At 36.0% G+C, this 21,939-nt stretch carries 21 protein-coding genes; 5 read left to right on the plus strand and 16 right to left on the minus strand.

All coding sequences use genetic code 11. The annotated features are described in order from the left end of the window. Window positions 1-13 precede the first annotated feature (13 nt). On the plus strand, window positions 14-1,501 hold the full coding sequence (locus H3R25_RS03235; RefSeq protein ID WP_278955526.1) for a glycoside hydrolase family 1 protein: 1,488 nt from the start codon (window positions 14-16) through the stop codon (window positions 1,499-1,501). 813 nt (window positions 1,502-2,314) lie between these two features. Here H3R25_RS03235 and tsf read toward each other — a convergent pair. The 3 genes from tsf to H3R25_RS03250 form a co-directional block, all read right to left on the minus strand. Then, window positions 2,315-3,190, minus strand: coding sequence for a translation elongation factor Ts (gene tsf, locus H3R25_RS03240; RefSeq protein WP_074425200.1), 876 nt, complete (start codon window positions 3,188-3,190; stop codon window positions 2,315-2,317). A gap of 31 nt (window positions 3,191-3,221) precedes the next feature. Next, window positions 3,222-4,007, minus strand: a complete 786-nt coding sequence (gene rpsB / locus H3R25_RS03245; protein WP_187158021.1) for a 30S ribosomal protein S2 — start codon at window positions 4,005-4,007, stop codon at window positions 3,222-3,224. 154 nt (window positions 4,008-4,161) lie between these two features. Beyond that, window positions 4,162-5,193: a GIY-YIG nuclease family protein gene (locus H3R25_RS03250; RefSeq protein WP_046307070.1), complete on the minus strand. Its 1,032-nt coding sequence runs from the start codon at window positions 5,191-5,193 to the stop codon at window positions 4,162-4,164. A 58-nt stretch (window positions 5,194-5,251) separates the two neighbouring features. On the opposite strand from H3R25_RS03250, the gene H3R25_RS03255 reads away from it, so the two are divergent. Further along, complete coding sequence (locus H3R25_RS03255) at window positions 5,252-5,866, plus strand: 1-acyl-sn-glycerol-3-phosphate acyltransferase (protein WP_198188500.1); 615 nt, start codon at window positions 5,252-5,254, stop codon at window positions 5,864-5,866. Window positions 5,867-5,964: 98 nt separating this feature from the next. Continuing rightward, on the plus strand, window positions 5,965-7,143 hold the full coding sequence (locus H3R25_RS03260) for a cyclopropane-fatty-acyl-phospholipid synthase family protein (protein ID WP_046307074.1): 1,179 nt from the start codon (window positions 5,965-5,967) through the stop codon (window positions 7,141-7,143). A gap of 163 nt (window positions 7,144-7,306) precedes the next feature. Here the strand turns inward: H3R25_RS03260 and H3R25_RS03265 are convergent, their stop codons facing one another. From H3R25_RS03265 to H3R25_RS03285, 5 genes are all read right to left on the minus strand, one after another. Further along, the gene (locus H3R25_RS03265; protein WP_198194290.1) at window positions 7,307-8,707 is read right to left on the minus strand and encodes an FAD-binding oxidoreductase; all 1,401 of its coding nucleotides are present in this window, start codon (window positions 8,705-8,707) and stop codon (window positions 7,307-7,309) included. Between the two features lie 131 nt (window positions 8,708-8,838). Beyond that, entirely contained in the window at window positions 8,839-10,629 is a 1,791-nt protein-coding gene (locus tag H3R25_RS03270; protein ID WP_198194291.1) for an ABC transporter ATP-binding protein, read from the minus strand. Between the two features lies 1 nt (window position 10,630). Then, a complete protein-coding gene (locus H3R25_RS03275; protein ID WP_198194292.1) occupies window positions 10,631-12,385 on the minus strand; it encodes an ABC transporter ATP-binding protein in 1,755 nt (584 codons plus the stop codon). A gap of 71 nt (window positions 12,386-12,456) precedes the next feature. Continuing rightward, window positions 12,457-12,672 carry a YneF family protein gene (locus H3R25_RS03280; protein ID WP_046307085.1) on the minus strand — a complete coding sequence of 72 codons (216 nt, stop codon included), beginning with the start codon at window positions 12,670-12,672 and terminating at the stop codon, window positions 12,457-12,459. 69 nt (window positions 12,673-12,741) lie between these two features. Beyond that, window positions 12,742-13,014: a DUF896 domain-containing protein gene (locus H3R25_RS03285; RefSeq protein ID WP_046307087.1), complete on the minus strand. Its 273-nt coding sequence runs from the start codon at window positions 13,012-13,014 to the stop codon at window positions 12,742-12,744. Window positions 13,015-13,158: 144 nt separating this feature from the next. Between H3R25_RS03285 and lexA the strand changes: the two genes are divergently transcribed. Next, window positions 13,159-13,782, plus strand: a complete 624-nt coding sequence (gene lexA, locus H3R25_RS03290; RefSeq protein ID WP_046307089.1) for a transcriptional repressor LexA — start codon at window positions 13,159-13,161, stop codon at window positions 13,780-13,782. Between the two features lie 269 nt (window positions 13,783-14,051). Here lexA and H3R25_RS03295 read toward each other — a convergent pair whose 3' ends face one another. The 7 genes from H3R25_RS03295 to ylxM all read right to left on the minus strand — a co-directional run bounded on the left by H3R25_RS03295 (window position 14,052) and on the right by ylxM (window position 18,810). Then, on the minus strand, window positions 14,052-14,816 hold the full coding sequence (locus tag H3R25_RS03295) for a nucleoside phosphorylase (protein ID WP_198194293.1): 765 nt from the start codon (window positions 14,814-14,816) through the stop codon (window positions 14,052-14,054). Between the two features lie 100 nt (window positions 14,817-14,916). Then, window positions 14,917-15,264, minus strand: a complete 348-nt coding sequence (gene rplS / locus H3R25_RS03300; protein ID WP_046307093.1) for a 50S ribosomal protein L19 — start codon at window positions 15,262-15,264, stop codon at window positions 14,917-14,919. Between the two features lie 113 nt (window positions 15,265-15,377). Continuing rightward, complete coding sequence (trmD, locus tag H3R25_RS03305; RefSeq protein WP_198194294.1) at window positions 15,378-16,103, minus strand: tRNA (guanosine(37)-N1)-methyltransferase TrmD; 726 nt, start codon at window positions 16,101-16,103, stop codon at window positions 15,378-15,380. Then, window positions 16,093-16,608, minus strand: coding sequence for a ribosome maturation factor RimM (gene rimM / locus H3R25_RS03310; RefSeq protein ID WP_198194295.1), 516 nt, complete (start codon window positions 16,606-16,608; stop codon window positions 16,093-16,095). The genes trmD and rimM overlap by 11 nt, the downstream gene beginning before the upstream one ends. 71 nt (window positions 16,609-16,679) lie before the next feature. Next, window positions 16,680-16,952 (minus strand): 30S ribosomal protein S16, encoded by a 273-nt coding sequence (gene rpsP / locus H3R25_RS03315; protein WP_046307097.1) that lies wholly within the window; start codon window positions 16,950-16,952, stop codon window positions 16,680-16,682. Window positions 16,953-17,037: 85 nt separating this feature from the next. Then, window positions 17,038-18,465, minus strand: a complete 1,428-nt coding sequence (gene ffh, locus H3R25_RS03320; protein ID WP_074425178.1) for a signal recognition particle protein — start codon at window positions 18,463-18,465, stop codon at window positions 17,038-17,040. A 3-nt stretch (window positions 18,466-18,468) separates the two neighbouring features. Continuing rightward, entirely contained in the window at window positions 18,469-18,810 is a 342-nt protein-coding gene (gene ylxM, locus H3R25_RS03325; protein WP_046307101.1) for a YlxM family DNA-binding protein, read from the minus strand. Between the two features lie 205 nt (window positions 18,811-19,015). On the opposite strand from ylxM, the gene H3R25_RS03330 reads away from it, so the two are divergent. Continuing rightward, window positions 19,016-20,443, plus strand: a complete 1,428-nt coding sequence (locus H3R25_RS03330) for an APC family permease (RefSeq protein ID WP_046307103.1) — start codon at window positions 19,016-19,018, stop codon at window positions 20,441-20,443. A gap of 62 nt (window positions 20,444-20,505) precedes the next feature. Here the strand turns inward: H3R25_RS03330 and H3R25_RS03335 are convergent, their stop codons facing one another. After that, complete coding sequence (locus tag H3R25_RS03335) at window positions 20,506-21,930, minus strand: C69 family dipeptidase (protein ID WP_046307105.1); 1,425 nt, start codon at window positions 21,928-21,930, stop codon at window positions 20,506-20,508. Window positions 21,931-21,939: the final 9 nt, after the last annotated feature.

Consider the following 21,939-nt stretch of genomic DNA (forward strand, 5'->3'; position numbering starts at 1 on the left):
TATGACCAAAAATATAACCAAAGAATTACCATCAAACTTTTTATGGGGAGGAGCAACCTCAGATTTTCAATATGAAGGTGGCTTCCGTGAAAATGAACGTGGACTTTCTACACATGACTTTGAAACAAACGGTAATCAAGAAAATCCTAGACACCATACAATGGTAAATTCAGATAGAAAAAAAATATTTCCTAAAAGTGCTTTTGTTAATGCAGATGATGTTCCTGAGAATGCAACGCCTATACTTGAAGACAACCAATACTATCCAAGTCATAATGCTGTTGACTTTTTCCATCATTATAAAGAAGACATCAAGCTTATGGCTGACATGGGATTTAATGTTTATCGCTTTTCGATATCTTGGAGTAGAATTTACCCAACTGGTGAAGAAGAAAAGCCTAATCAACAAGGACTAAAATTTTATGAAAATGTCATCAAAGAACTTGAAAAATATAACATACAACCATTAATCACAATATGTCATGATGAATTGCCAATCAACTTAGCACTGAAATATGATGGTTGGAACTCAAGAAAAGTTATAGATTTCTACTTAAAATATGCTCAAACTTTATTTGAACATTTTGGAAAACATTGCAAGTATTGGCTAACTTTTAATGAAATTAACGCTATTCGTGGTTTTGGCCCTACAGGTGTGCATAAAGCAAATGGTATTGACAGATATCAAGCCGCTCACAACATGTTCGTTGCATCTGCCAAAGCTGTCAACTTAGGCCATAAAATGATGCCTGAAAGCCAGTTTGGAGCAATGTATGCAATGAGTGCTTGTTATCCAGCAACTTGTAAGCCTGAAGATGTTTTTCATAATCAACTAGAACTACGTGAAAATTGGTATTATATAGATACTATGGGGCGAGGCTATTACCCTGCATATGCAGATGAAGTTTTAAAGCGTCATGGAGTAAAAAGTCTAAAAGAAATAAAAATGGAACCAGACGATAAAGAAGTTTTGAAAAAAGGACAGCTCGATTTTATCTCTTTTAGCTACTACCGCTCAAACATTTCTAAAGATGGAGATGCTTGGTTTAATGTTGGTGGATCTCCGAATCCATACTTAAAAACCACTCCATGGGGTTGGGGATTAGATCCTTTAGGACTTAGATACACAATGAATATGATTTTTGATAGAATACAAAAGCCTATTTTTATTGTAGAAAACGGTATGGGGGCAATTGATAAGCCTAATCAAGAAGGATATGTTGAAGACGATTATCGTATTGATTATCTGAACCAGCATCTTTCAGCCATGGCTGACGCAATAAATATTGATAAAGTTCCTTGTATTGGCTATACAATGTGGGCACCAATTGACTTAATCTCTTTATCCACTGGAGAAATGAAGAAACGTTATGGTTTTGTATATGTTGATATGGACGATTTAGGTAACGGTACATTAAAGCGTACTCCAAAAAAATCTTATTATTGGATTAAACATATAATTGAAACAAACGGCAAAGCACTTGATGAAGAAAATAAATAATTTATAGTAGCATTCTCTATTCTAAAATAGATTAATTTATGCTTCTTTACCCTAAGGACTAATTTCAAACATTCGTTGATATTAGTCCTTTTTTAGGTCTTTATTATGTAATAGTATGCCAACTCATCGTTTAATAAACTTTAAAAAAATAACCACCTTTTCTAAAATTTGCTTACTCTTCAAATTGAAAGTAATCTTCTACACGGCGTTTAAATTTAAAGAAATATATGCTTAATTTTTAACACAAAAAAGGCTGCGCTATAACCTACTAGCACAGCTTTTTTGTATGCAAAGATCATTTCTTATTTTTAAATTGATTATATAGTATTTTATGATAGGAATACTCTTCCTAGTATAAAAAGAAACTAGCTCTATTAAAACGAATCTCATTAAAAAAGTATTTGCTTAGTTATATTAAAGCAAAATCACTATAAAAAACGCTTTTTATCCTTCTTATGAAAATATTTTTATTCTAGACAAACTCTTTTATCCGACAGCTAAAAAAAATGCTAGTGCATCTAGAATGATACCCAAAACAAATACCAAACTATTGTTTAATTTAGAAAAGGACTTTTCAACGCTTAAATATATACATATTGTTCCGACTATCACTGCAATCATCATTATGTCAAAGCCCATATGCCTTACCTCACTTTGAAATTTATCTAATTATATTTTTCCATATTAAAATTAGTCGGTAAATTCATTTGGTTTTATTTTAGAATTATTTTATTAACTTTAGCTTTCTTTAAAAACAAAAAAACCTTATCCATTAGGATAAGGTTTTAGTAAATCTTTTTTAGACTTCAAGGACTATTTAATTTGCTCTTGAACTTCAGCAGCAAAGTCTTCTTGCTTCTTCTCGATACCTTCGCCAACTTCGTAGCGAGTGTATGCAGCAACTTCACAACCTTCAGATTTTGCGTATTCTGCAACTGTCATATCGCCATCTTTAACGTAAGGTTGGTCAACTAAGCAAATTTCGCTTAAGTACTTGTTAACACGACCTTCAACGATCTTAGGAATAATGTTTGCAGGTTTACCTTCGTTTTCAGTTTCCTTAGTGAAAACTGCCTTTTGACGATCAAAATCAGCCTTTGGAACAGAAGCTTTATCTAAGTACTCAGGGTTAATAGCAGCAACGTGCATTGCAATGTTCTTAGCTGCTTCTTCGTTGTCACCCTTTAAAGTAACAACAGCAACAATTGATCCACCATTATGCTTGTAAGCGCCAAATACTTCGTCATCATTCTTGCTGATTAAATCAAATCTTCTTAAAGTGATCTTTTCACCGATAACAGCAGTCAAGTTGGTAATTTCTTCACCAATTGTTGAGCCAGCCATTGGAGCCTTTAAAGCTTCTTCTACGTTAGCAGGCTTTGCAGCAAGAATTGCCTTAGTTACATCATCAACTAACTTGATAAACTTATCGTTTGATGAAACAAAGTCAGTTTCTGAGTTAATTTCAACTAATGCAGCTGTGTTACCAGAAAATGCATATTCAGCCAAACCTTCAGCTGCAATTCGACCACTCTTCTTAGCAGCTTTTGCAACACCGTTTTCTCTTAAAATATCAATTGCCTTTTCAACGTCTCCATCAGCTTGAACTAAAGCTTTCTTGGAGTCCATCATTCCGGCACCAGTACGATCACGTAACTCTTTAACTTGTTTAGCAGTAATATTTGCCATTGATGTATCCTTTCAAATAAAAGATATTTAACTAGTCTTCGTCTGAAGTTTCTTCAGCTTCAGTTGCTTCTTCAGCACCATCAGCTGCAGCATTCTTAGTCATTTCAGCTTCTACGTCAGCGTTATTGTCATCTTGACCTTGCTTACCTTCAATAACAGCATCTGCCATTGCGCCTGAAATTAAGCGAATAGCACGAATAGCGTCATCGTTTGAAGGAATAACAACATCTACTGGATCTGGATCAGTGTTAGTGTCAACCATTGCAACAACTGGAATACCAAGAATGTTTGCTTCGTGAACAGCAATCTTTTCCTTCTTAGGATCAACAACAAACATTACGTCTGGGATTCTAGGCATGTCTTCAATACCACCTAAGAATCTTTCAAGCTTATCCTTTTCCTTAGTTAATAAAGATGCTTCCTTCTTTGGTAATACTTCAAAAGTACCATCTTCTGACATCTTCTTAAGGTCCTTTAATCTTTGAACACGACTTTGAATAGTCTTCCAGTTAGTTAAAGTACCACCAAGCCAACGTTGGTTAATGTAGTATTGACCAGCACGAGTTGCTTCTTCAGCAATTGAGTCTTGAGCTTGTTTCTTAGTACCTACAAAAAGAATTACACCACCGTCTTGAGCAACTGCTCTAACGAATGAGTATGCGTCATCCAACATCTTGATTGTCTTTTGCAAATCAATGATGTAGATACCATTTCTTTGAGTAAAGATGTAAGGAGCCATTTTTGGATCCCATCTTCTAGTTTGGTGACCGAAGTGGACACCAGCTTCAAGTAATTGTTTCATTGAAACTACTGACATAATTAACTTCCTCCTATGGTTTTATACCTCTCAAGCGATCATTTCAACGTTTCACCAGTGTGTGGCACCAAAACGTTGATCACTCTTGATGTTTCTTACTTGTGTGTTTAACACACAAGTAAAATAATACTAAATTTAGGCTTAAGAATCAAGGCTAAAAATCAACTGATCGTTCACGCAAAAAATTTTCCTTCCACTGTCGTGTATGGTGCTTAAACCAATACTCTCTTTTCAATGCTAGTTGCTTATCTTGAAATTTTTCATGATAAATCATTTTGACAGGTCTTCTAGTCTTAGTATATTTTGCTCCTTTACCAGTGTTATGTGCAGTTAAACGTTTTTGTAGGTCATTTGTAAAACCACCATAAAAACTGCCGTCATTGCACAACAAAACATAAAAATAGTAACTTTTTCCTTCATCATGTTTTTGCCGCTCTTCATCAGTTTCACGAATTACTTTTTGAATCACAGGTAAAAAATCACCGTTTTCATCATGAACTTCAATCGCATCCCTCAAAACCAAGCCATCTGTTGCCGTGTGCTTAACAGCTTCAATAATAACTAAATTTGCATCATCTCCACGATGAGATACATACGGCTGTACAAATTTGATACTTAAATCGTGCTTTATGCAAAAATATGCAATTTCGTTAAGACGTTCAGGTCGATGTACCATATACATTTTTCCCTTCATCTTAAGAAGATCACTGGCAACCATAATTATTTCTTCTAAGTTAATTAACAATTCATGACGTGCAATTGCTTTTTTAGGATCAGGATTTACTTTATGATTCTTTGCCACTTTAAAATATGGTGGATTAACCACAACTACATCATAAGAATCTTTACGTAAAAATTTAGGTGCATCCTTAACATTTTTTTGATGAACTTGAATACGGTTTTCCATTTGATTTAATTCAACCGATCGCCTAGCTTGTGAAGCAGCTTCATCTTGAATTTCAATTGCATCATACTTAGCTCGATTAAAATATGCCATATAAATTGTTGCAGCGCAGTTTCCTGCGCAGAGATCAGCAACTTTCGAACTATCTTTAATTGATTCTTTAGCTTCTGCCGCCAGTAATAATGTGTCTAACGAAAAGCTAAAGGCATCTTTGTCCTGAACAATTTTAAGATTATCGCTATACATATAATCAATTCGTTCATTTTTTGACAAATTTACCATAAAAATTTCTTCCTCTCCTCAAGCTCTGTTATAATATTTTACATCATTGGAGGAAATAATGTTTTATCATATCATTCGACCAATTGCCCGCTTTATTGTCTGGCTACTAAATGGGCATTTACATGTTAATCATAAAGAACGTATCCCAGATGGGAATTATATTTTGGCAGCTCCGCATCGCACGTGGTGGGAACCGATTTTGTTTGCTTTAGCTGCAAGTCCAAAAGAATTCATGTTTATGACAAAAATTGAATTATTTAAATATCCTGTTTTAAATTTCATTTTAAAGCATGCACATGCCTTTCCAGTTGACCGTAAAAATCCTGGTCCATCTGCTCTAAAGACACCTATCAAGGGACTAAAAAATGGGAATTATTCATTAATTATCTTTCCATCTGGAACCAGACATTCCGCCGAACTAAAAGGCGGAACTATTGCAATTGCAAAGCTATCCGGTAAGCCAATTGTTCCCGTTGTTTATCAAGGTCCTCTGACCTTTACAGGACTTCTAAAGAGAAAACCACTTGAGGTTTGCTTTGGCGACCCTATTCAAGTTGATCGAAAAATCAAACTAACACATGAAAATGAAGCAATGTTAGATAATCAGCTTAAAGAAGCTTGGAATAAGATTGATCAAGAACAGAATCCTAATTTTCATTATCAACCAAAGTAAAAACAGACAAAATGAAAAGATTAAACTTTAATAAGTTTAATCTTTTTTTGTAGTGTTAAAATAATTACGACTGTAATTGAATGGAGGAAGTCAAAAAATTGTTAGAGAAAACATTTTATAAAATGATGTTAAGTAAGTCTTTTCCTTTCCCAGTGAAAGTAACCTATTGGGATGGTAAGAGTGAAGTTTATGGCAATGGCAACCCAAACATTGAAATCATTTTTAATGAAAAAATTCCAGTTAATGAAATCACCCGTAATGCTTCATTAGCACTCGGCGAAGCATACATGGATAAAAAGATTGAAATCAAGGGCAGTATACAGGAACTTATCCTTGGAGCTTATGAAAGCCCAAACAGTTTTATGCGGTCTAGTAAATTCCGCAAATTTATGCCTAAGCAAAATCATACTGAACAACAGAGTGAAAAAGACGTTCAAAGTCACTATGATATCGGTAATGATTTCTATAAGTTGTGGCTTGACCCTACGATGACCTACTCATGTGCATACTTCAAGGAAGGCAATCAAGACGACCTTGAAAAGGCTCAAATTGATAAAATTAATCACATTCTTGATAAACTACATCCACAAAAAGGTAAAACTCTTTTAGATATAGGTTGTGGCTGGGGAACGCTTATGTTGACTGCAGCCAAAGAATATGATCTTAAGGTTACTGGTGTAACTTTAAGCGAAGAACAATATAAACTTGTTCAAAAGAAAATTTACGATGAAAATCTACAGGATCAGGTAGAAGTTAAGCTAGAAGACTATCGCGAACTTGGCGATCAACAATGGGATTACATTACTTCAGTTGGCATGTTTGAGCATGTTGGTAAAGAAAATCTTGGTCAGTATTTTAATGACGTTGCAAAATACCTTAAAAAAGACGGCGTTGCCCTAATCCACGGAATTACCCGCCAACAAGGTGGCGCTAGCAATGCTTGGATTGATAAGTACATTTTCCCAGGTGGCTATATCCCAGGACTAGATGAAAATGTTCATCATATTGTCGAAAATGGTATGCAAATTGATGACATGGAAATGTTAAGACGCCATTATCAACGAACAATTGAAATTTGGGATAAAAACTTTAACAATCATCGTGATGTTATTCAGAAAAACATGGGTGAGCGCTTCACTAGAATGTGGGATCTTTATTTACAAGCATGTGCTGCCTCCTTTGAATCAGGAAATATTGACGTAGTTCAATATCTCCTAACCAAAGGGCCGTCTGGTAAAAACTTACCAATGACTCGTGATTACATGCTTAAAAATTAAAACAAACGAGCTATAACTCAATTTTTAAAAGATTAGTTACGTATTTAATCGTAACTAATCTTTTTTATTTTCAACTAGAATTTTTTGACCAAATTAAAAACAACCTCCGAATTCAATAATGATATCGAAAGTTGCTTTATAAACTTATTTAACTTTTATATTGTTACATCTTAAAGATTTTGCCAGGGTTAACCACTTCATTAGGATCAAACAACTTCTTAACTTGACGTAAAAGCTCAGTGTAGTCGTGACCATAAAAATCTTCATAGTAACCAGCGCGAGCATAACCAATACCGTGTTCGCCGGACATATTACCATCAAGTGATTTAGCTGTCTTGTATAATTCAGAAATTACTTTATCACTTGTCTTAGCGTATTCTTCATCAGACATGTCGTCAGAGCAAAGATAAATATGTAGGTTTCCATCGCCAGCATGTCCAAAGTTTGGAATTCTAATATTCAATTCGTTTTCAAGCTCTTCAATACGATCTAAAACCTCTGGAATGTGGTTAATCGGAACACAGACATCGATTTCATCCATCTTTGGAGTTGACTTTTGAATTGCAAGAAGTAATTCTTCACGACATTTCCAAATTTTCTTAGCTTCTTCAGAATCGGCACTTAAGATAACTGCATCTTCAGCTTTAAATTCTTTTACAGCTTCCAATGCTTGTTTCAGTTCTGCTTGCCACTCTTCTTCAGTAAATGAATCAAGGCCCATGATAATAAAACCATCACCATTTTTAATTGGGAATTTATCGTCTGCGTATTTTTCCCATAAGTTAATCACTTTACGTCCCATGAATTCAACTGTAGTTGGAACAACACCGGAAGCAAGAATTGCTGGAACTGATCTAATTGCATCATTCAAAGTTGGGAAAGGAATAATTGCATTAATTGATTTGCGTGGCTTTGGATACAATCTCAATGTAACTTCAGTAACAACGCCAAGCGTACCTTCTGAACCAATAATCAAATCTTTTAGAGAATAACCTGATGAAGATTTAACTGCTTTAGAGCCAAACTTATACAATTTTCCGTTAGTTAAAACAACCTTCAATTCGCGGATGTGCTCTCTTGTAACACCATACTTGATTGCTTTTAAACCACCGGCATTTGTATCAACATTACCACCGATTGTAGCCCAGTGCATAGCAGGTGCAGGCATATAAGTAAATGGCTTATCAGCAAGATATTCTTCAATATCCTTTAATCTGATTCCGGCTTGAACTGTCATAGTTAACCCATCCGGATCATATTCTAAAATACGGTTCATTTTAACCATATCGAGTGAGATACCACCATCAACAGATAAATTGGCACCCATTAACCCAGTTGAATTACCTCGTGGTACCAAAGGAATATGATGATCACTCGCATATTTAACAACATTTTCTACTTCTTGATTAGTAACTGGTTGAATTACTAATTCTGGCATTGCTGTTACTGTTCTAAATTGGTCATGATCCCAATGTTTAGTTGGCTCTGTAACAAAACGTTCAGGTTCTGAAATAAATTTACGTAAATTTTCACGATCAGTATCATTAATTTGATGGTATTCCATTTCAAACTTCCTATTTCTAAAACATAAATATTTTTAATTGTTATTATAATTAATTTACATCTTTGTGTAACCGCTGTCAACAATTGGTGTAAAAGAAAAGCACGGGATAATTAAATAACCCGTGCATAAACTTAATTTTGACTGTTTTGCAACTTATATAAGTTGTAGTAATAACCTTTTTGAGTTAATAATTGTTCATGATTTCCATGTTCAACTATTTTACCATCGTTTAAAACGATAATTTGATCAGCATCAACAATTGTCGACAATCGGTGTGCAATGGCCAAAGTAGTTCGGCCTTTTCTTAAACTCTTTAAGGCAGTTTGAATTAATGTTTCAGTTTCAGTATCAACGTTAGCCGTTGCTTCATCAAGAACTAAAATTTTCGGATCAGTGACTAAAGTACGAGCAAAGGAAATCAGTTGTCGTTGTCCCTGACTGAACTCGCTACCGCCTTCACCAACCTTGGCATGATATTTACCAGGTAGATTTTCGATAAAGCCGTCTGCTTGAACAGTTTTAGCTGCATCCTTAATTTCTTCATCAGTGATATTTTTATTATAAAGTCTAATATTAGAATTGACATCACCATAAAACATGAATGGTTCCTGTAAAACTAGACCCAGTTTTTTGCGAAGCTCTTCTTTTGGATACTTCTTTATATCTACACCATCAATTAGTACTTGCCCCTTATAGAATTCATAAAAACGCATCATTACGTTGATAATTGAACTCTTACCGGAACCAGTGTGTCCAACAATTCCCAAGGTTTCACCTGGATTAACAGTAAAAGAAATATCATGCAATATTTCATTTTTACCATCATATGAAAAGCTTACGTGCTTAAATTCAATTTTACCTTTAGTAATTGTTAAGCCTTTTTCAGCTTGCTGCTCAGGTTCAAAGTCTGTATTGTCAAGAATTCTAAAGATTCTCTTTCCTGCAACAATTCCATCTTGAAAGAAGGTCATTTGATCCATCATATTAGCAATTGGATTGAAGAATTGCGAGATATATTGTGAAAATGCATAAACCACACCTGCAGGAACAAAAGTCTCACGTAGTGGAAAACCAAAGTACATCAGGGTTAAAGCAAGTGCTATCGAGTAAAGCATACTCGTTAACGGTGATAAAAGTAATGAATTAAGGTTTATCATACTAAAACGCGTCTTCATTAAAGAAGTGTTTTCATGTTCAAAATTATCAGTCATCCGCTTTTCTTGTTTGAATTGCTGAATTAAAGAAACCCCTTCAATTGATTCGTTTAAATTCGTATTAATGCGACTTAAGCGCTCGCGATAATTTCGGTATAACTTTGAACTTCTCTTAGAATATTGCCAAATAATTAGCAATAAAATGGGTAAAAATGCCAAAACAATTAAGCCCGCATAAAAGTTAGTCGTAAACATCGCTACTAAAGCAGAAATGATTGAGAAAAAGGACATGACAACACTTGAAAGTACCACTAAAAAGTTACTTAAAGTCATTGTATCGTTAGTAACGCGCGAAACGATTGAACCAGCTGGAGTTTGATCAAAATAGCGCATTCCCAACCTTTGTAATTGCTTATATAGTGCTGAACGTAAACTTTCAAGCGATTTTTCAGAACCTAAAGCAAAAAAGTACTCGTAAGTAAACTGCAAAACCGCTTTGATAACTGAACCAAAAGCATATAAGAAACCAGCAAATAAGATGACCTGGGTTGTTACACTCTCTTTGACTAAGTAATTGTCCAAAAAGAACTGCAGTCCGTATGGCAAAAGCATGTTGATTACACTAACCAAAAATGCCCCGATACCTGCAATAATCATTTCATTTTTAAACCGCATTACAAAACGCATTAAACGCTTGAAGATACTGATTTGTTCTTTTACAGGTATTTCCTTTGACCAAACAGATTCATAATTACTTTGTTCGTCCATCCTATTCACCTACCTTTGCTTCTAATTCTTGGCGTTGCCACATGTCTGCATACCAGCCATTTCCTGCTAAAAGCTGATCATGTGTTCCTCTTTCAACAATTTGACCGTCCTTTAGAACCAAAATTAAATCGGCATTCATAACTGAGGTCAGTCTGTGCGTAGCAATTAAAGTAGTTTTACCTTCACGCTCTTTACTTAGTGATTTCAAAATTGCCATCTCAGTTTTTGCGTCAACAGCAGATAATGCATCGTCTAGGACTAAAATTTGGCTTTGCTTCAATAAGGCCCGTGCAATTGACATTCTTTGCTTCTGTCCACCAGAAAGAGAAACACCATTTTCACCAACAAGAGTGTTATAACCACCAGGCATTTGCAAAATATCATTGTGCAAATCACTCTTTTTAGCGGCTGACTCAATCGCACTCTCATCTGAATTTGCATCTGAAAAAGCAATATTCTTTTGAATACTGGTTGAGAAAAGATAATTATCTTGCGGAACATATGAAATCTGACGCAATAAAACATTTAATGGTATTTCTCTAATGTCATGACCATTTAATGTGATTTTCCCATCATATTTATCAAATTCGCGCAGCAATAGCTGAATGATTGTAGTTTTACCTGCTCCAACCTTCCCAACTAGTCCAAGTGTCTGCCCTGTTTTTAGAGTGAAATCAATATTATGCAGCACAGGAATTTGTGGCTCATCAGGATAAGCAAAGGATTTTACTTGGTATTTCAAATCACCTGCAATATCTTGAGCCTGAAGGCTTTGATCAGCATGTTGATCGGTAATTTCAGGTTTTTCATCGAGTAGTTTTTCAACTCGATCATAGCTTGCGCTACCTCGCTCAAGGATATTAAATAGGTAACCAATTGCAAACATAGGCCAAACCATATTCCCGATATAGGCAATAAATGATACAAGTTGCCCAATTGATAAAGCCTTGTGACTAACCAACAATCCACCATAAATAATAGTTATTGTATAGGTCAGTCCAATAAGAAGCGTTCCCAATGGGTCAAATAATGAATCCCACTTAAAGACACGCTTATTGATTTTAATCGTATCATTAACCATGTCATTGAAGGCTTCAGTATCTTCTTTTCCTTGACCAAAGGTTTTTAGGACCTTAATCCCGGAAATCGATTCCTGAGTTTTATTGTTTAAACGAGAAAAAGCAGCCTGAGATTCATCAAACGCACCGTATAGCTGATCGCCTAATTTCCATGCCCCCCAAGCAAGAAATGGTAATGGAATAAGTGCAACGATTGTTAACCGCCAATCAACAAATACTATCATTGCGACCATTGTTGTTACACTCATCAAAAGTGAATCAACTAATGTCAATACACCTTCACCCGCAACTTCCTGAATCGCTGAAACATCATTAGTGGCGTGTGCCATTAGGTCACCTGTTCTATGGCGTTGATAGAATGTACGATCCATTTCCATAAAGTGCTCAAACAGTTTAGAGCGCATTTGCAATTCTAATTCGGCTGCACCACCCCAAATTTGACGACGCCAAAAATAGCGGAAAGCATATAAAACTAACGCAGCTAGTACAATGGCTAAGATTAAAGTCGCATATTCTTGCCAAGAAATATGACCTTTATCTAATTGATCAGCCATTAAACCCAAAATTCTTGGTGGTACTAAGTTAATTATTGAAGTTAGTGCTAGAAAAGCAACACCGATTAAATAGCGTTTCTTTTCCTTTTTAAAAAACCAGCCTAACTTAAAAAATATACCCATTTTTCACCTGTCTTTCAAAATAAAAAGGCGGAAGAAATAATCCTCCGTCTGATGTCAATCTAGTTAAGATTTTATTTTTGATGTTTCATCATGTTCATCACTTGGTTTACCTTTTTAGCAGAAGGTTTTTGACCCATTTGTGACATCATGGCAACAATCATATCTTCACTGATTGGTGGATTATCTTTAAAATATTTCTTCATGTATGCTCTAGCACCATAAAATCCGCCAACAAGACCTATTAGCAGCGCTACAATAATTAATACAATTGCTAATCCTAAATTCATAAAATAATCACCTCAATTTGTCCAATAGTTATATCTTACCTAAAAAATAAGTAAATTAAAAGCTATAAATCAGTCTTTTCTCAAGCCTTTCTTACGCTGTGCCTTTTTTGCTTTTTCGGAAGTTACTTCTTTACCATTTTTATCTACGATAACCAAGTCTTCGACGTCTTGTTTAAAGCCAGCACGGAAATTTCTGATAAATTCTTTGTGAAGCTTTTGTCGCTCCTCTTCTTCTTCTTTTGTTAACCCCTGAGCTTCTTTCTTATGGTATAACTCATTGATTCTATCTGTTAGTTTTTTTTCTTGTTCTTCAGTTAATCTTTGTTCATTATTTTCAGTCATTTTTGCACCTCTCATTTGTAAAAGTCTACCTTACTTTTTGGATAAAAAAAAGAATAATTATTTAGAACGCCTGTTTGTATTAGGCAACATTATTTGTTAGAATGTAGTTAATACAAAGAATTAACTAACGAATGGGAGAAAAAAATGACCAATAAGCAAAGTTCTAAGCAACTACAAATTCTTCGTTATATATATGATACCGTTGAAAAACGCGGATTCCCTCCCACTGTTAGAGAAATTTGCCAAGGAGTTGAACTCTCATCAACTTCTACAGTTCACGGTCATCTTTCTAGATTAGAAAGAAAAGGCTTAATTGTTAAGGACGCAACTAAACCTCGAGCACTAGAAATAACAGAAGAAGGCAAAAAGGCACTTGGTGTCAAGCCTACTGATATTCCAGTTGTTGGTGATGTCACAGCAGGTCAGCCTATTTTAGCCGTTGAAGATATTGAAGATTATTTCCCACTTCCCCCTGATTTAGCTAATGATGCTGGCGACTTATTCATGCTACGAGTTCACGGTGAAAGCATGATTAACGCTGGTATTTTAAACGGAGACAATGTGATTGTCCGTAAACAAAGCTCTGCTACTAACGGTGAGATTGTTGTTGCAATGACCGATGAAAATGAAGCAACCGTCAAGCGGTTCTATAAAGAAAAAGATCATTACCGTTTACAGCCAGAAAATGATACTATGGCACCAATACTCTTGAACAGCGTTCATATCTTAGGTAAAGTGGTTGGCTTATATCGAAACAACATTATTTAGAAACTATTTATTACACCATTGAAATTTACGAACTAGTTTTATTCGGAATTCAATGGTTTTTTTCTACATTTTTGAGTCACATCTAAATAAAGCAGAAATGCAAAATTTGTCCTTTTATCTTTCCACAGCAATTATTAAAATGTAATTCACAAATTTTTGAAGTTATTTCGGTATTGAATGCTGTTATATCAATATTTGTTTTAAACTTTGTGAAATACAGCATGGTTTCACATCAGTTTCACACTTCCATTTTTTCACAAAGTTGGAAATTAAATGTTGGCTATAATATTTGCTGCTAAATTGATGGCTTTTTCACGAGCATCACTGCCCCAACCTCTTTCGTCATGATTTTCTAAGTCTTTGAGAGAATCTGCTGTAAATAATATTTGTGCAAAATCTACCCCTCTAAATTGTGCACACGCAGCCATTGCTGCACATTCCATCTCTACACAAGAGGCCCCCAGTTCTTTGGCCTGCTTTACTTTCTTGACAGTTTCCCTAAAGAAACCATCAGTTGTCCAGGTAGTTACTTCTTCAACTTTAAAGCCTTCTTGATTCAGTAACTTTTTTGTCTTTGTTAGAAACCTTGAGTTTAAATCAATATATGTTCCTGGTTTCATATAATGAAAGGATGTACCGTCATCTCTAATAGCTCTTGTAGGTAGTAGAAAATAGTTCTCTGGTAAATCAACTAAGCAGCCTGCTGATCCTATTGCTAAAATCTGTTTAACACCATAACTTATTAGCCAATCTAATAGCTCTACAGCAGCTGCAGCACCTATTTTTGCCTGACAAAAAGTAATTTTTTGTCCATCTAAATCAACCTCATATATTGGGGTTTCTCCTTCAAAGCAGTCAAAGAACCCAAGCTTTTTATGAGGATAACGAGCCAAAAAATCACTGATTACATCAGGAGTTAAGAATGCGAACAGCAGCTTGGGCTGAAAATGAAAGTGATTAATTTCTTTTTCGTGATCTCGTTCTAAAACAGCCCGCGGTTCAGGATCAAAATTTAACAAAAATGGTTCTTTCATAGTTCTTTTCCTCATTAAAAATATTTTAATAAATATTTTAACATAAACAAAAAAGAGAATCACTCCATTGCGGAGTGATTCTCTTTTACTTAAACGTGAATTAACGACGCTTTTCTGCGATTCTTGCAGATTTACCATGACGTTCACGTAAGTAGTAAAGCTTAGCACGACGTACACGACCGTGACGTAATACTTCAATCTTAGCTACTCGAGGGTCATTTACTGGGAAGGTACGTTCAACACCAACACCGGAAGCAATCTTACGAACAGTATAAGTTGCAGCAATACCTGCACCCTTACGTTTGATTACAACACCTTCGAACATCTGAATACGTTCGTGAGAACCTTCAACAACACGTACGTGAACACGAACAGTGTCACCAGCACGGAAGTCAGGAATATCATCACGTAATTGTTCTTTAGTTAATTCTTGAATTAATGGATCCATATTTTTCTCCTTCTTCGGCATTCATCAACGATTATCTACGCCAGCGGAACACCCATAACTATTAGTACATTACAATTGCACCTTTGTTATCTTAGCAAAGAAAGCTTGTAAAATCAAGCTCTTGTGTCTTCTTGTTTAATCTCTTCTAACATGGTTTTTTCTTGAGAACTAAGTTCATAATTTTCCAGTAAATCAGGCCGATACAAATACGTTGCTCGTAGCGACTCTTTATGACGCCATTCTTCAATTTTTTGATGATTACCTGAAGTCAAAACAGCTGGGACCTTCATCCCTTCAAAATCTTCTGGTCGAGTATACTGCGGGTATTCTAATAAGCCATGTGCAAAGCTTTCTTCAACTGGAGAGGCTGCGTTACCTAAAATACCAGGTAATAGCCGTACAGTTGCGTCAACCATACTCATCGTTGGTAATTCTCCACCAGTTAAAACATAATCTCCAATTGAAACAGTTTCATCCGCTAAATCATAAACACGCTGATCAAAACCCTCATAATGGCCACAAATAAAAGTTAAATTATCTTCTTTTGACCATTCCTGTGCCATTTTCTGATTGAAAGTCTTTCCTTGTGGTGCCGTAATAATCACTTTACCTTTATTGGCAAGTGAATCAAGTGCCTTTTTAATTGGCATAATTTGTAAGACCATGCCTGCGCCGCCGCCGTATGGCGTGTCATCAACATGATGATGAACATCAGAAGTAAAGTCACGAAAGTTAACTAAATTTAATTCCCATTTACCGTCTTCAAGACCACGGCCAAGCATTGAAGTTGTTAAAGGAGTGAACATATCCGGAAAAAGTGTCAGAATATTAACTTTCATCTCGCAAACCCTCCAATAGTTCTACATAAACTTTTTTAGCATTGACATCGACCTTTTTGACAACATCATCAATATAAGGAATTAAATACTCGTTGCCTGAATCTTCAGTAACTTCCCAAACGTCATTGGCTCCTGGGGTTTCAATTCCAGTGATTTTTCCCAAATCACTACCATCTTGATTATCAATAACCGAACACCCTAAAATGTCACGGTAATAATAGTAGCCTTGTGGCAGTTCATGCTGTTCAGTCTCACTAACAACCAAGATTTTTCCCTTGAGTAATTCTGCTTGCTCAATTTGATTGATCTCTTCAAATTGAATAAGCCAAAATTGTTTAAACGGTCTGCTACTCTTAATTGTTAATTCCGTTTGCAGATCATCTTTCAGTGATAACTTGCTCCCGGGAGCAAACCGTTCATCTGGAAAATCGGTAATTTGCGTTACTTTGACTTCTCCAGTTAAACCATGTGTCGTCAATATGCGCGCAACGTCATAAAACTGCATCTTTTCTCCTAAATTTAAACCAAGAAAAAAGTTTGAAGCAAACTACTCCAAACTTTTTCTAACAAATTCAATTATTTGTTGAATTTTGATTCGTGCAACTTCTTCATTAAGCCAGCGCTTGAAAGAAGTGAACGTACAGTATCTGAAGGTTGTGCACCCTTCTTCAACCATTCAAAAATCTTGTCTTCATCAAGCTTCAATTCCTTAGGTTCTGAAACTGGATTGTAGTAGCCTACTTCTTCAATAAAACGACCATCACGTGGCATTCTTGAATCTGCAACAACTATTCTGTAGAAAGGTTTTCTTTTGGCACCCATACGGCGCATACGAATTTTTACTGACATAAATTAATATCCTCCTAAAACTTACGAGTAATAATATAGCATGTTTTTTTGGGGGTGTAAAGCTTTTTCCCTTAACAGGTAAAAACTAAGAATGATAACGCTTGACCTTCATTCGCTTCTTCTTATTTTTCTTAAATTTCTTACCCATTCTTCTCATTGCAATTCTTCCCATTGGTGAATCCATACCAGGAATATTCTCCATTCCTTTTAAATTCCCTTTGGTTATCTTACTCATCATGTCACGAGCTTGCTTAAACTGCTTAATCATTCGATTAACTTCAACAATCGGTCTACCAGATCCAGCAGCAATTCTCCTTCTGCGACTTGGATTTAGCAATTCAGGATTTTCACGCTCTTCTTCTGTCATTGAAGAAATAATTGCTTTAACATAGACGATTTGCTTTTTATCAAAATTGACATTTTTTAGCTGAGGGTTGTTAGCCATTCCAGGAATCATCTTAACAATTTGGTCAAGTGGTCCCATCTTTTCAACTTGTTCAAGCTGATCAACGAAGTCATTAAAGTCGAAGGTATTCTCCTTCATCTTTTCTGCTACTTCTTCAGCTTTTTTGGCATCGTAATCTTGCTGAGCTTTTTCAATTAGAGTCAGCATGTCACCCATGCCCAAGATTCTGGAGGCCATCCGATCAGGATGGAATTGTTCAAGGTCAGTTAATTTTTCACCTTGCCCAGTATAAATAATTGGCTTTCCAGTCACAGCTCTAATTGATAAAGCTGCACCACCTCGAGTATCACCATCTAATTTGGTCAAAATGACGCCGGTAATGTCTAAGCGACTATCAAACCCCTTTGCTACATCTGTTGCTGCCTGACCAGTCATTGCATCAACTACAAGCAAAATATTATCTGGATGTGCAATTGCTTTAACTTGCTCAAGCTCTTCCATCAATGGTTCGTCAATTTCTAGTCGACCAGCCGTATCGATAATGACATAGTCATTTTTATTTTGATCAGCCTGTTGCAGACCGTTTTTTACAATTTGCGCAACGTCTTTTTCATCCCGCTGACTATAAACCGGAACCTTTAATTGATCACCTATTTGTTCAAGCTGATCAATTGCGGCAGGTCGGTAGATATCGCCCGCAATCAATAAAGGACGGGCTTTTTCTTTTTCAATCAAGCGATTAGCTAGCTTACCAACAGTTGTCGTTTTACCGGTACCTTGCAAACCAACCATCATAATAATAGTAGGAATGTGCTTAGATTTGTTAAGTGTTGTAGCACTCTCGCCCATCATCTTAGTCAATTCATCATTAACAATTTTAATGACTTGTTGACCCGGATTTAAGCTTTCTTGAACCTCTTTTCCTAAGGCTTCTTGCTTAATCTTTTTAATAAAGTCTTTGACAACTTTAAAGTTAACATCCGCTTCGAGTAAAGCTAGTCTGATTTCACGACTGGCATTATTGATGTCCTCTTCAGAAATTTTACCCTTACCAGATAAATTGCGTAGAGCTTTTTGAATTCTTTCACTTAGATTCTCAAACGCCATGAATTATTCTCCCCTCATCTTGTGCAATAACTCGTTAATATCATTTAAAGCTTGATTTTGCTGCTTTTCTTTAATTGCAATGGAAATTTGACCTAGCTTCTCTTCAATTTCATTATAGTCTTTTTGCATATGCAGTTTTTCCTCATAATTGACTAGCAGAGTGCGGCAACGCCGTAAGTTATCATAAACCGCTTGCCGTGAAACTTGATGATTCAGAGCAATTTCACCCAAAGAAAGATCATTATAATAATAATCTTCAAAATAACTTTGCTGGTTTTTAGTCAATAATTTTCCATAATAGGCGTATAAATCACCTAGGACTTCATTTTTTGTTAGTTCATCCATTGCGTTCACCTTGAACCAGTATAGCAAAAATGCGCGTACTTGACGATCTAGAAAGATGAGTTTACCTAAAAAATCCAATTAAAGTTTCTTGCATTCAAAGATAATAGCTTGTATCATTACGGTGCTATTTTGTCTAAAAGGTAAGAATACACTAATGACAAGCTTTTGCTTGTTAAATTTAACATAACACTAAGGAGATTTTTGTTTGAACTTTTGGAAAAAAATGAATCGGAAAGAAAATCCGGCCATTTATCAAGAAAAAGATGGTCACTTAATCCGCACATTAAAAGTCCGAGATTTTTTAGCTTTAGGTGTTGGAACAATTGTTTCAACCTCAATTTTCACCCTGCCTGGTGAAGTTGCTGCCCTGCACGCTGGTCCTGCTGTCGCGATTTCCTGTGTAATTGCTTCAATCGTTGCTGGTTTGGTTGCATTTGCCTACGCTGAAATGGCAGCAGCAATGCCATTCGCAGGCTCAGTTTATTCATGGATTAATGTTATCTTCGGCGAATTCTGGGGCTGGATTTCTGGCTGGGCACTACTTGCTGAATATCTTATTGGAATGGCCTTTATCGCCTCTGGGCTTTCAGCCAATTTCCGCGCTTTAATTGCTCCACTTGGGTGGCAACTACCAAATGCGTTAGCTAACCCTTTAGGAGTAAACGGCGGCTTCTTTGATCTCATTGCCTTAATTGCGATTACACTAGCTGCTCTGATTGTTAGTTGCGGTGTATCTAAAGCTTCAAAAATTGAAAATGTTTTAGTTGTAACAAAAGTTCTGGCAATCCTTTTATTTGTTGTTGTTGGTCTAACCGCAGTACAAAAAGTTAATTTCATTCCCTTCGTTCCTTCATACCGGCCTACTAGCCATGGTGCTTTTGGTGGTTGGCAAGGAATATATGCAGGCGTTTCAATGATTTACATTTCTTTTTTAGGTTTTGACACAATCGCTTCAAATTCAGCTGAAGCAGTTAATCCGCAAAAGACAATGCCGCGTGGAATTATCGGTTCCTTGCTTATTTCAGTTGCATTATTTGTTGCTGTTAGTCTAGTTCTAGTAGGAATGGTACCTTATCAACAATATCTTAATTCAGCAGAACCAGTTGGCTATGCATTAAGGCAAACGGGTCATGGAATGGTCGCAGTAATTGTCCAATCTGTCGCAGTTTTAGGCATGTTTACTGCTTTAATTGGCCTTTGCTTGGCTAGTTCACGTTTGATATATTCGTTTGGTCGTGATGGGATGCTACCTAAAAAATTAGGAAAATTATCGGCTTCTCGTCGTCCAACATGTTCGCTATGGACAGTTGCAATTATTGCTATCTTTATTTCTGCCTTCATACCGTTTACCTTTTTAACGCAATTGGTATCTGCAGGAACTTTAATTGCCTTTATGTTCGTTTCAATCGGAATTTATCGCTTACGTCCGCGTGAAGGAAAAGATATTACTGATCCAGCCTTTAAAATGCCATGGTATCCGGTTTTACCGTTCTTAGCATTTTTGGGATCTTTCGCCGTTTTCTGGGGATTAGACATGCAAGCTAAAAAATACATGTTCTTCTGGACCATTATTGGGCTTATTATTTATTGCTTTTACGGAATCAGACACTCAACGATGGATAAACGAAATTAAATAGCATTAAAAAACCTCCTAGTAAAAACTAGGAGGTTTTTTCACTTATCTCTAAAAGTGACTTATAGATTAGCATCCATATTAAAGGTTAGCTTAGACATATTGATAGAATCAATCATCATTTGTGCCCATAATTTTTCTGAACGTTTTCTAGTATATGCAACGGTCTCTTGATTTGCCTTCGTTAAGTAAGCAGTCAATTCAGCTCCAGATTTTTCACCGGCACCTTCAATAACGTCATGTACACGGTGACGATAGTATTGGTTCAGTTCATTCAAGTAATCAGTATCTAACTGAACAAATTGTGGGTAATGACTCTCTACCAACGCTGCAAGTGACTTGTAGTACCACCAAGCGTCATCCATATTGTAATCCATTGAAGTATTGTTATATGAAGGATCAGTATCATTCATATTAGCAAAAAATGGAACAAATGGCGTGAATGTTGGTCCACCAATACAAAGCCACATTACAGCAGCCTTGTCGTCTGGCACATCATTTCTTATTTGTAAGATATGCGCATTTTGAGTACGATTAAGTCCAATTGGACGGAAGCGGTGCTTTTCTTCTTCAGTGCCCTTGCCAAAAGGATCATATGGAGTGTTTTGATAATGACTACCTAAAACAAATTCGATATCTTCACGAGTGATTTTTTTAGCAGCACGTCTAATAAATGGCAAATCACCGTCTGTTGGATCTTGTTCAATCTCTGGATTAAAGTACTTTTGACCATACCAAACACGGTTAGTGTTGTAAAAACGATCTTGTTGACTGTAAGTACCAAAAATATGGCGGAAGTTCCAGCCTTCATGATCGACATTCAAATGATGTTCCTCAACAAACTCGCGAATACCGTCACTCCACATGAAGTTGTCAGTATCTTCAAAATCAACTTGCTCAATTGAAACACGATTAGCTGCTACAGCATATGCATCATCTGGTATACGTTCAGCTACCCAATGATGACCGGTAACTATTTCCATGTACCAAATTTCGTCTTTATCACCAAACAGAACAGAGTTTCCAGCTGGTGAACCATATTTAGCAATTAATTTTCCTAAGTACTCAACACCGTTTCTAGCGGAATGAATGTATGGCAAAACAACTGTCTGCATACAATCTTCATCAAGACCATCTTTTACAAGGGGATCATAGGCCAATGCACGTTCATTACCATAAGTTGATTCAGTACATGACATTGCAACATTTTCTTGATTAATTCCACTTTCATCGTAGTAACCACGATTTTTATAATCAACATTAGGAACTGCTGGAACTGCTTGAGCATCTTCTGGCAAATCCATTTCAAATTTGTTTAGCCAAGACTTAATTTTACGGCCCTTTTCACCTTTTGCGGCAGGTTCGATAATGAACTTCTGTGGTGTAATTGGACGAAAAGTATCATCGTTTCGGCAGATCATAGTCGAACCGTCAACAGAAGCATTTTTACCTACTAAAATTGTGGTACATGCGCTATATTCTTTCATCAAGTATCT

This window comes from Lactobacillus sp. M0390 (assembly GCF_016102085.1).
Lineage (GTDB): Bacteria > Bacillota > Bacilli > Lactobacillales > Lactobacillaceae > Lactobacillus > Lactobacillus apis.

What these genes read in the sequence shown, in the direction of transcription:
- tsf (WP_074425200.1), bottom strand. Translation starts at nt 3,190, where the DNA reads ATGGCAAATATTACTGCTAAACAAGTTAAAGAGTTACGTGATCGTACT.
- rpsB (WP_187158021.1), bottom strand. Translation starts at nt 4,007, where the DNA reads ATGTCAGTAGTTTCAATGAAACAATTACTTGAAGCTGGTGTCCACTTC.
- H3R25_RS03250 (WP_046307070.1), bottom strand. Translation starts at nt 5,193, where the DNA reads ATGGTAAATTTGTCAAAAAATGAACGAATTGATTATATGTATAGCGAT.
- H3R25_RS03255 (WP_198188500.1), top strand. Translation starts at nt 5,252, where the DNA reads ATGTTTTATCATATCATTCGACCAATTGCCCGCTTTATTGTCTGGCTA.
- H3R25_RS03265 (WP_198194290.1), bottom strand. Translation starts at nt 8,707, where the DNA reads ATGGAATACCATCAAATTAATGATACTGATCGTGAAAATTTACGTAAA.
- H3R25_RS03270 (WP_198194291.1), bottom strand. Translation starts at nt 10,629, where the DNA reads ATGGACGAACAAAGTAATTATGAATCTGTTTGGTCAAAGGAAATACCT.
- H3R25_RS03275 (WP_198194292.1), bottom strand. Translation starts at nt 12,385, where the DNA reads ATGGGTATATTTTTTAAGTTAGGCTGGTTTTTTAAAAAGGAAAAGAAA.
- H3R25_RS03280 (WP_046307085.1), bottom strand. Translation starts at nt 12,672, where the DNA reads ATGAATTTAGGATTAGCAATTGTATTAATTATTGTAGCGCTGCTAATA.
- H3R25_RS03285 (WP_046307087.1), bottom strand. Translation starts at nt 13,014, where the DNA reads ATGACTGAAAATAATGAACAAAGATTAACTGAAGAACAAGAAAAAAAA.
- lexA (WP_046307089.1), top strand. Translation starts at nt 13,159, where the DNA reads ATGACCAATAAGCAAAGTTCTAAGCAACTACAAATTCTTCGTTATATA.
- H3R25_RS03295 (WP_198194293.1), bottom strand. Translation starts at nt 14,816, where the DNA reads ATGAAAGAACCATTTTTGTTAAATTTTGATCCTGAACCGCGGGCTGTT.
- rplS (WP_046307093.1), bottom strand. Translation starts at nt 15,264, where the DNA reads ATGGATCCATTAATTCAAGAATTAACTAAAGAACAATTACGTGATGAT.
- trmD (WP_198194294.1), bottom strand. Translation starts at nt 16,103, where the DNA reads ATGAAAGTTAATATTCTGACACTTTTTCCGGATATGTTCACTCCTTTA.
- rimM (WP_198194295.1), bottom strand. Translation starts at nt 16,608, where the DNA reads ATGCAGTTTTATGACGTTGCGCGCATATTGACGACACATGGTTTAACT.
- rpsP (WP_046307097.1), bottom strand. Translation starts at nt 16,952, where the DNA reads ATGTCAGTAAAAATTCGTATGCGCCGTATGGGTGCCAAAAGAAAACCT.
- ffh (WP_074425178.1), bottom strand. Translation starts at nt 18,465, where the DNA reads ATGGCGTTTGAGAATCTAAGTGAAAGAATTCAAAAAGCTCTACGCAAT.
- ylxM (WP_046307101.1), bottom strand. Translation starts at nt 18,810, where the DNA reads ATGGATGAACTAACAAAAAATGAAGTCCTAGGTGATTTATACGCCTAT.
- H3R25_RS03335 (WP_046307105.1), bottom strand. Translation starts at nt 21,930, where the DNA reads ATGAAAGAATATAGCGCATGTACCACAATTTTAGTAGGTAAAAATGCT.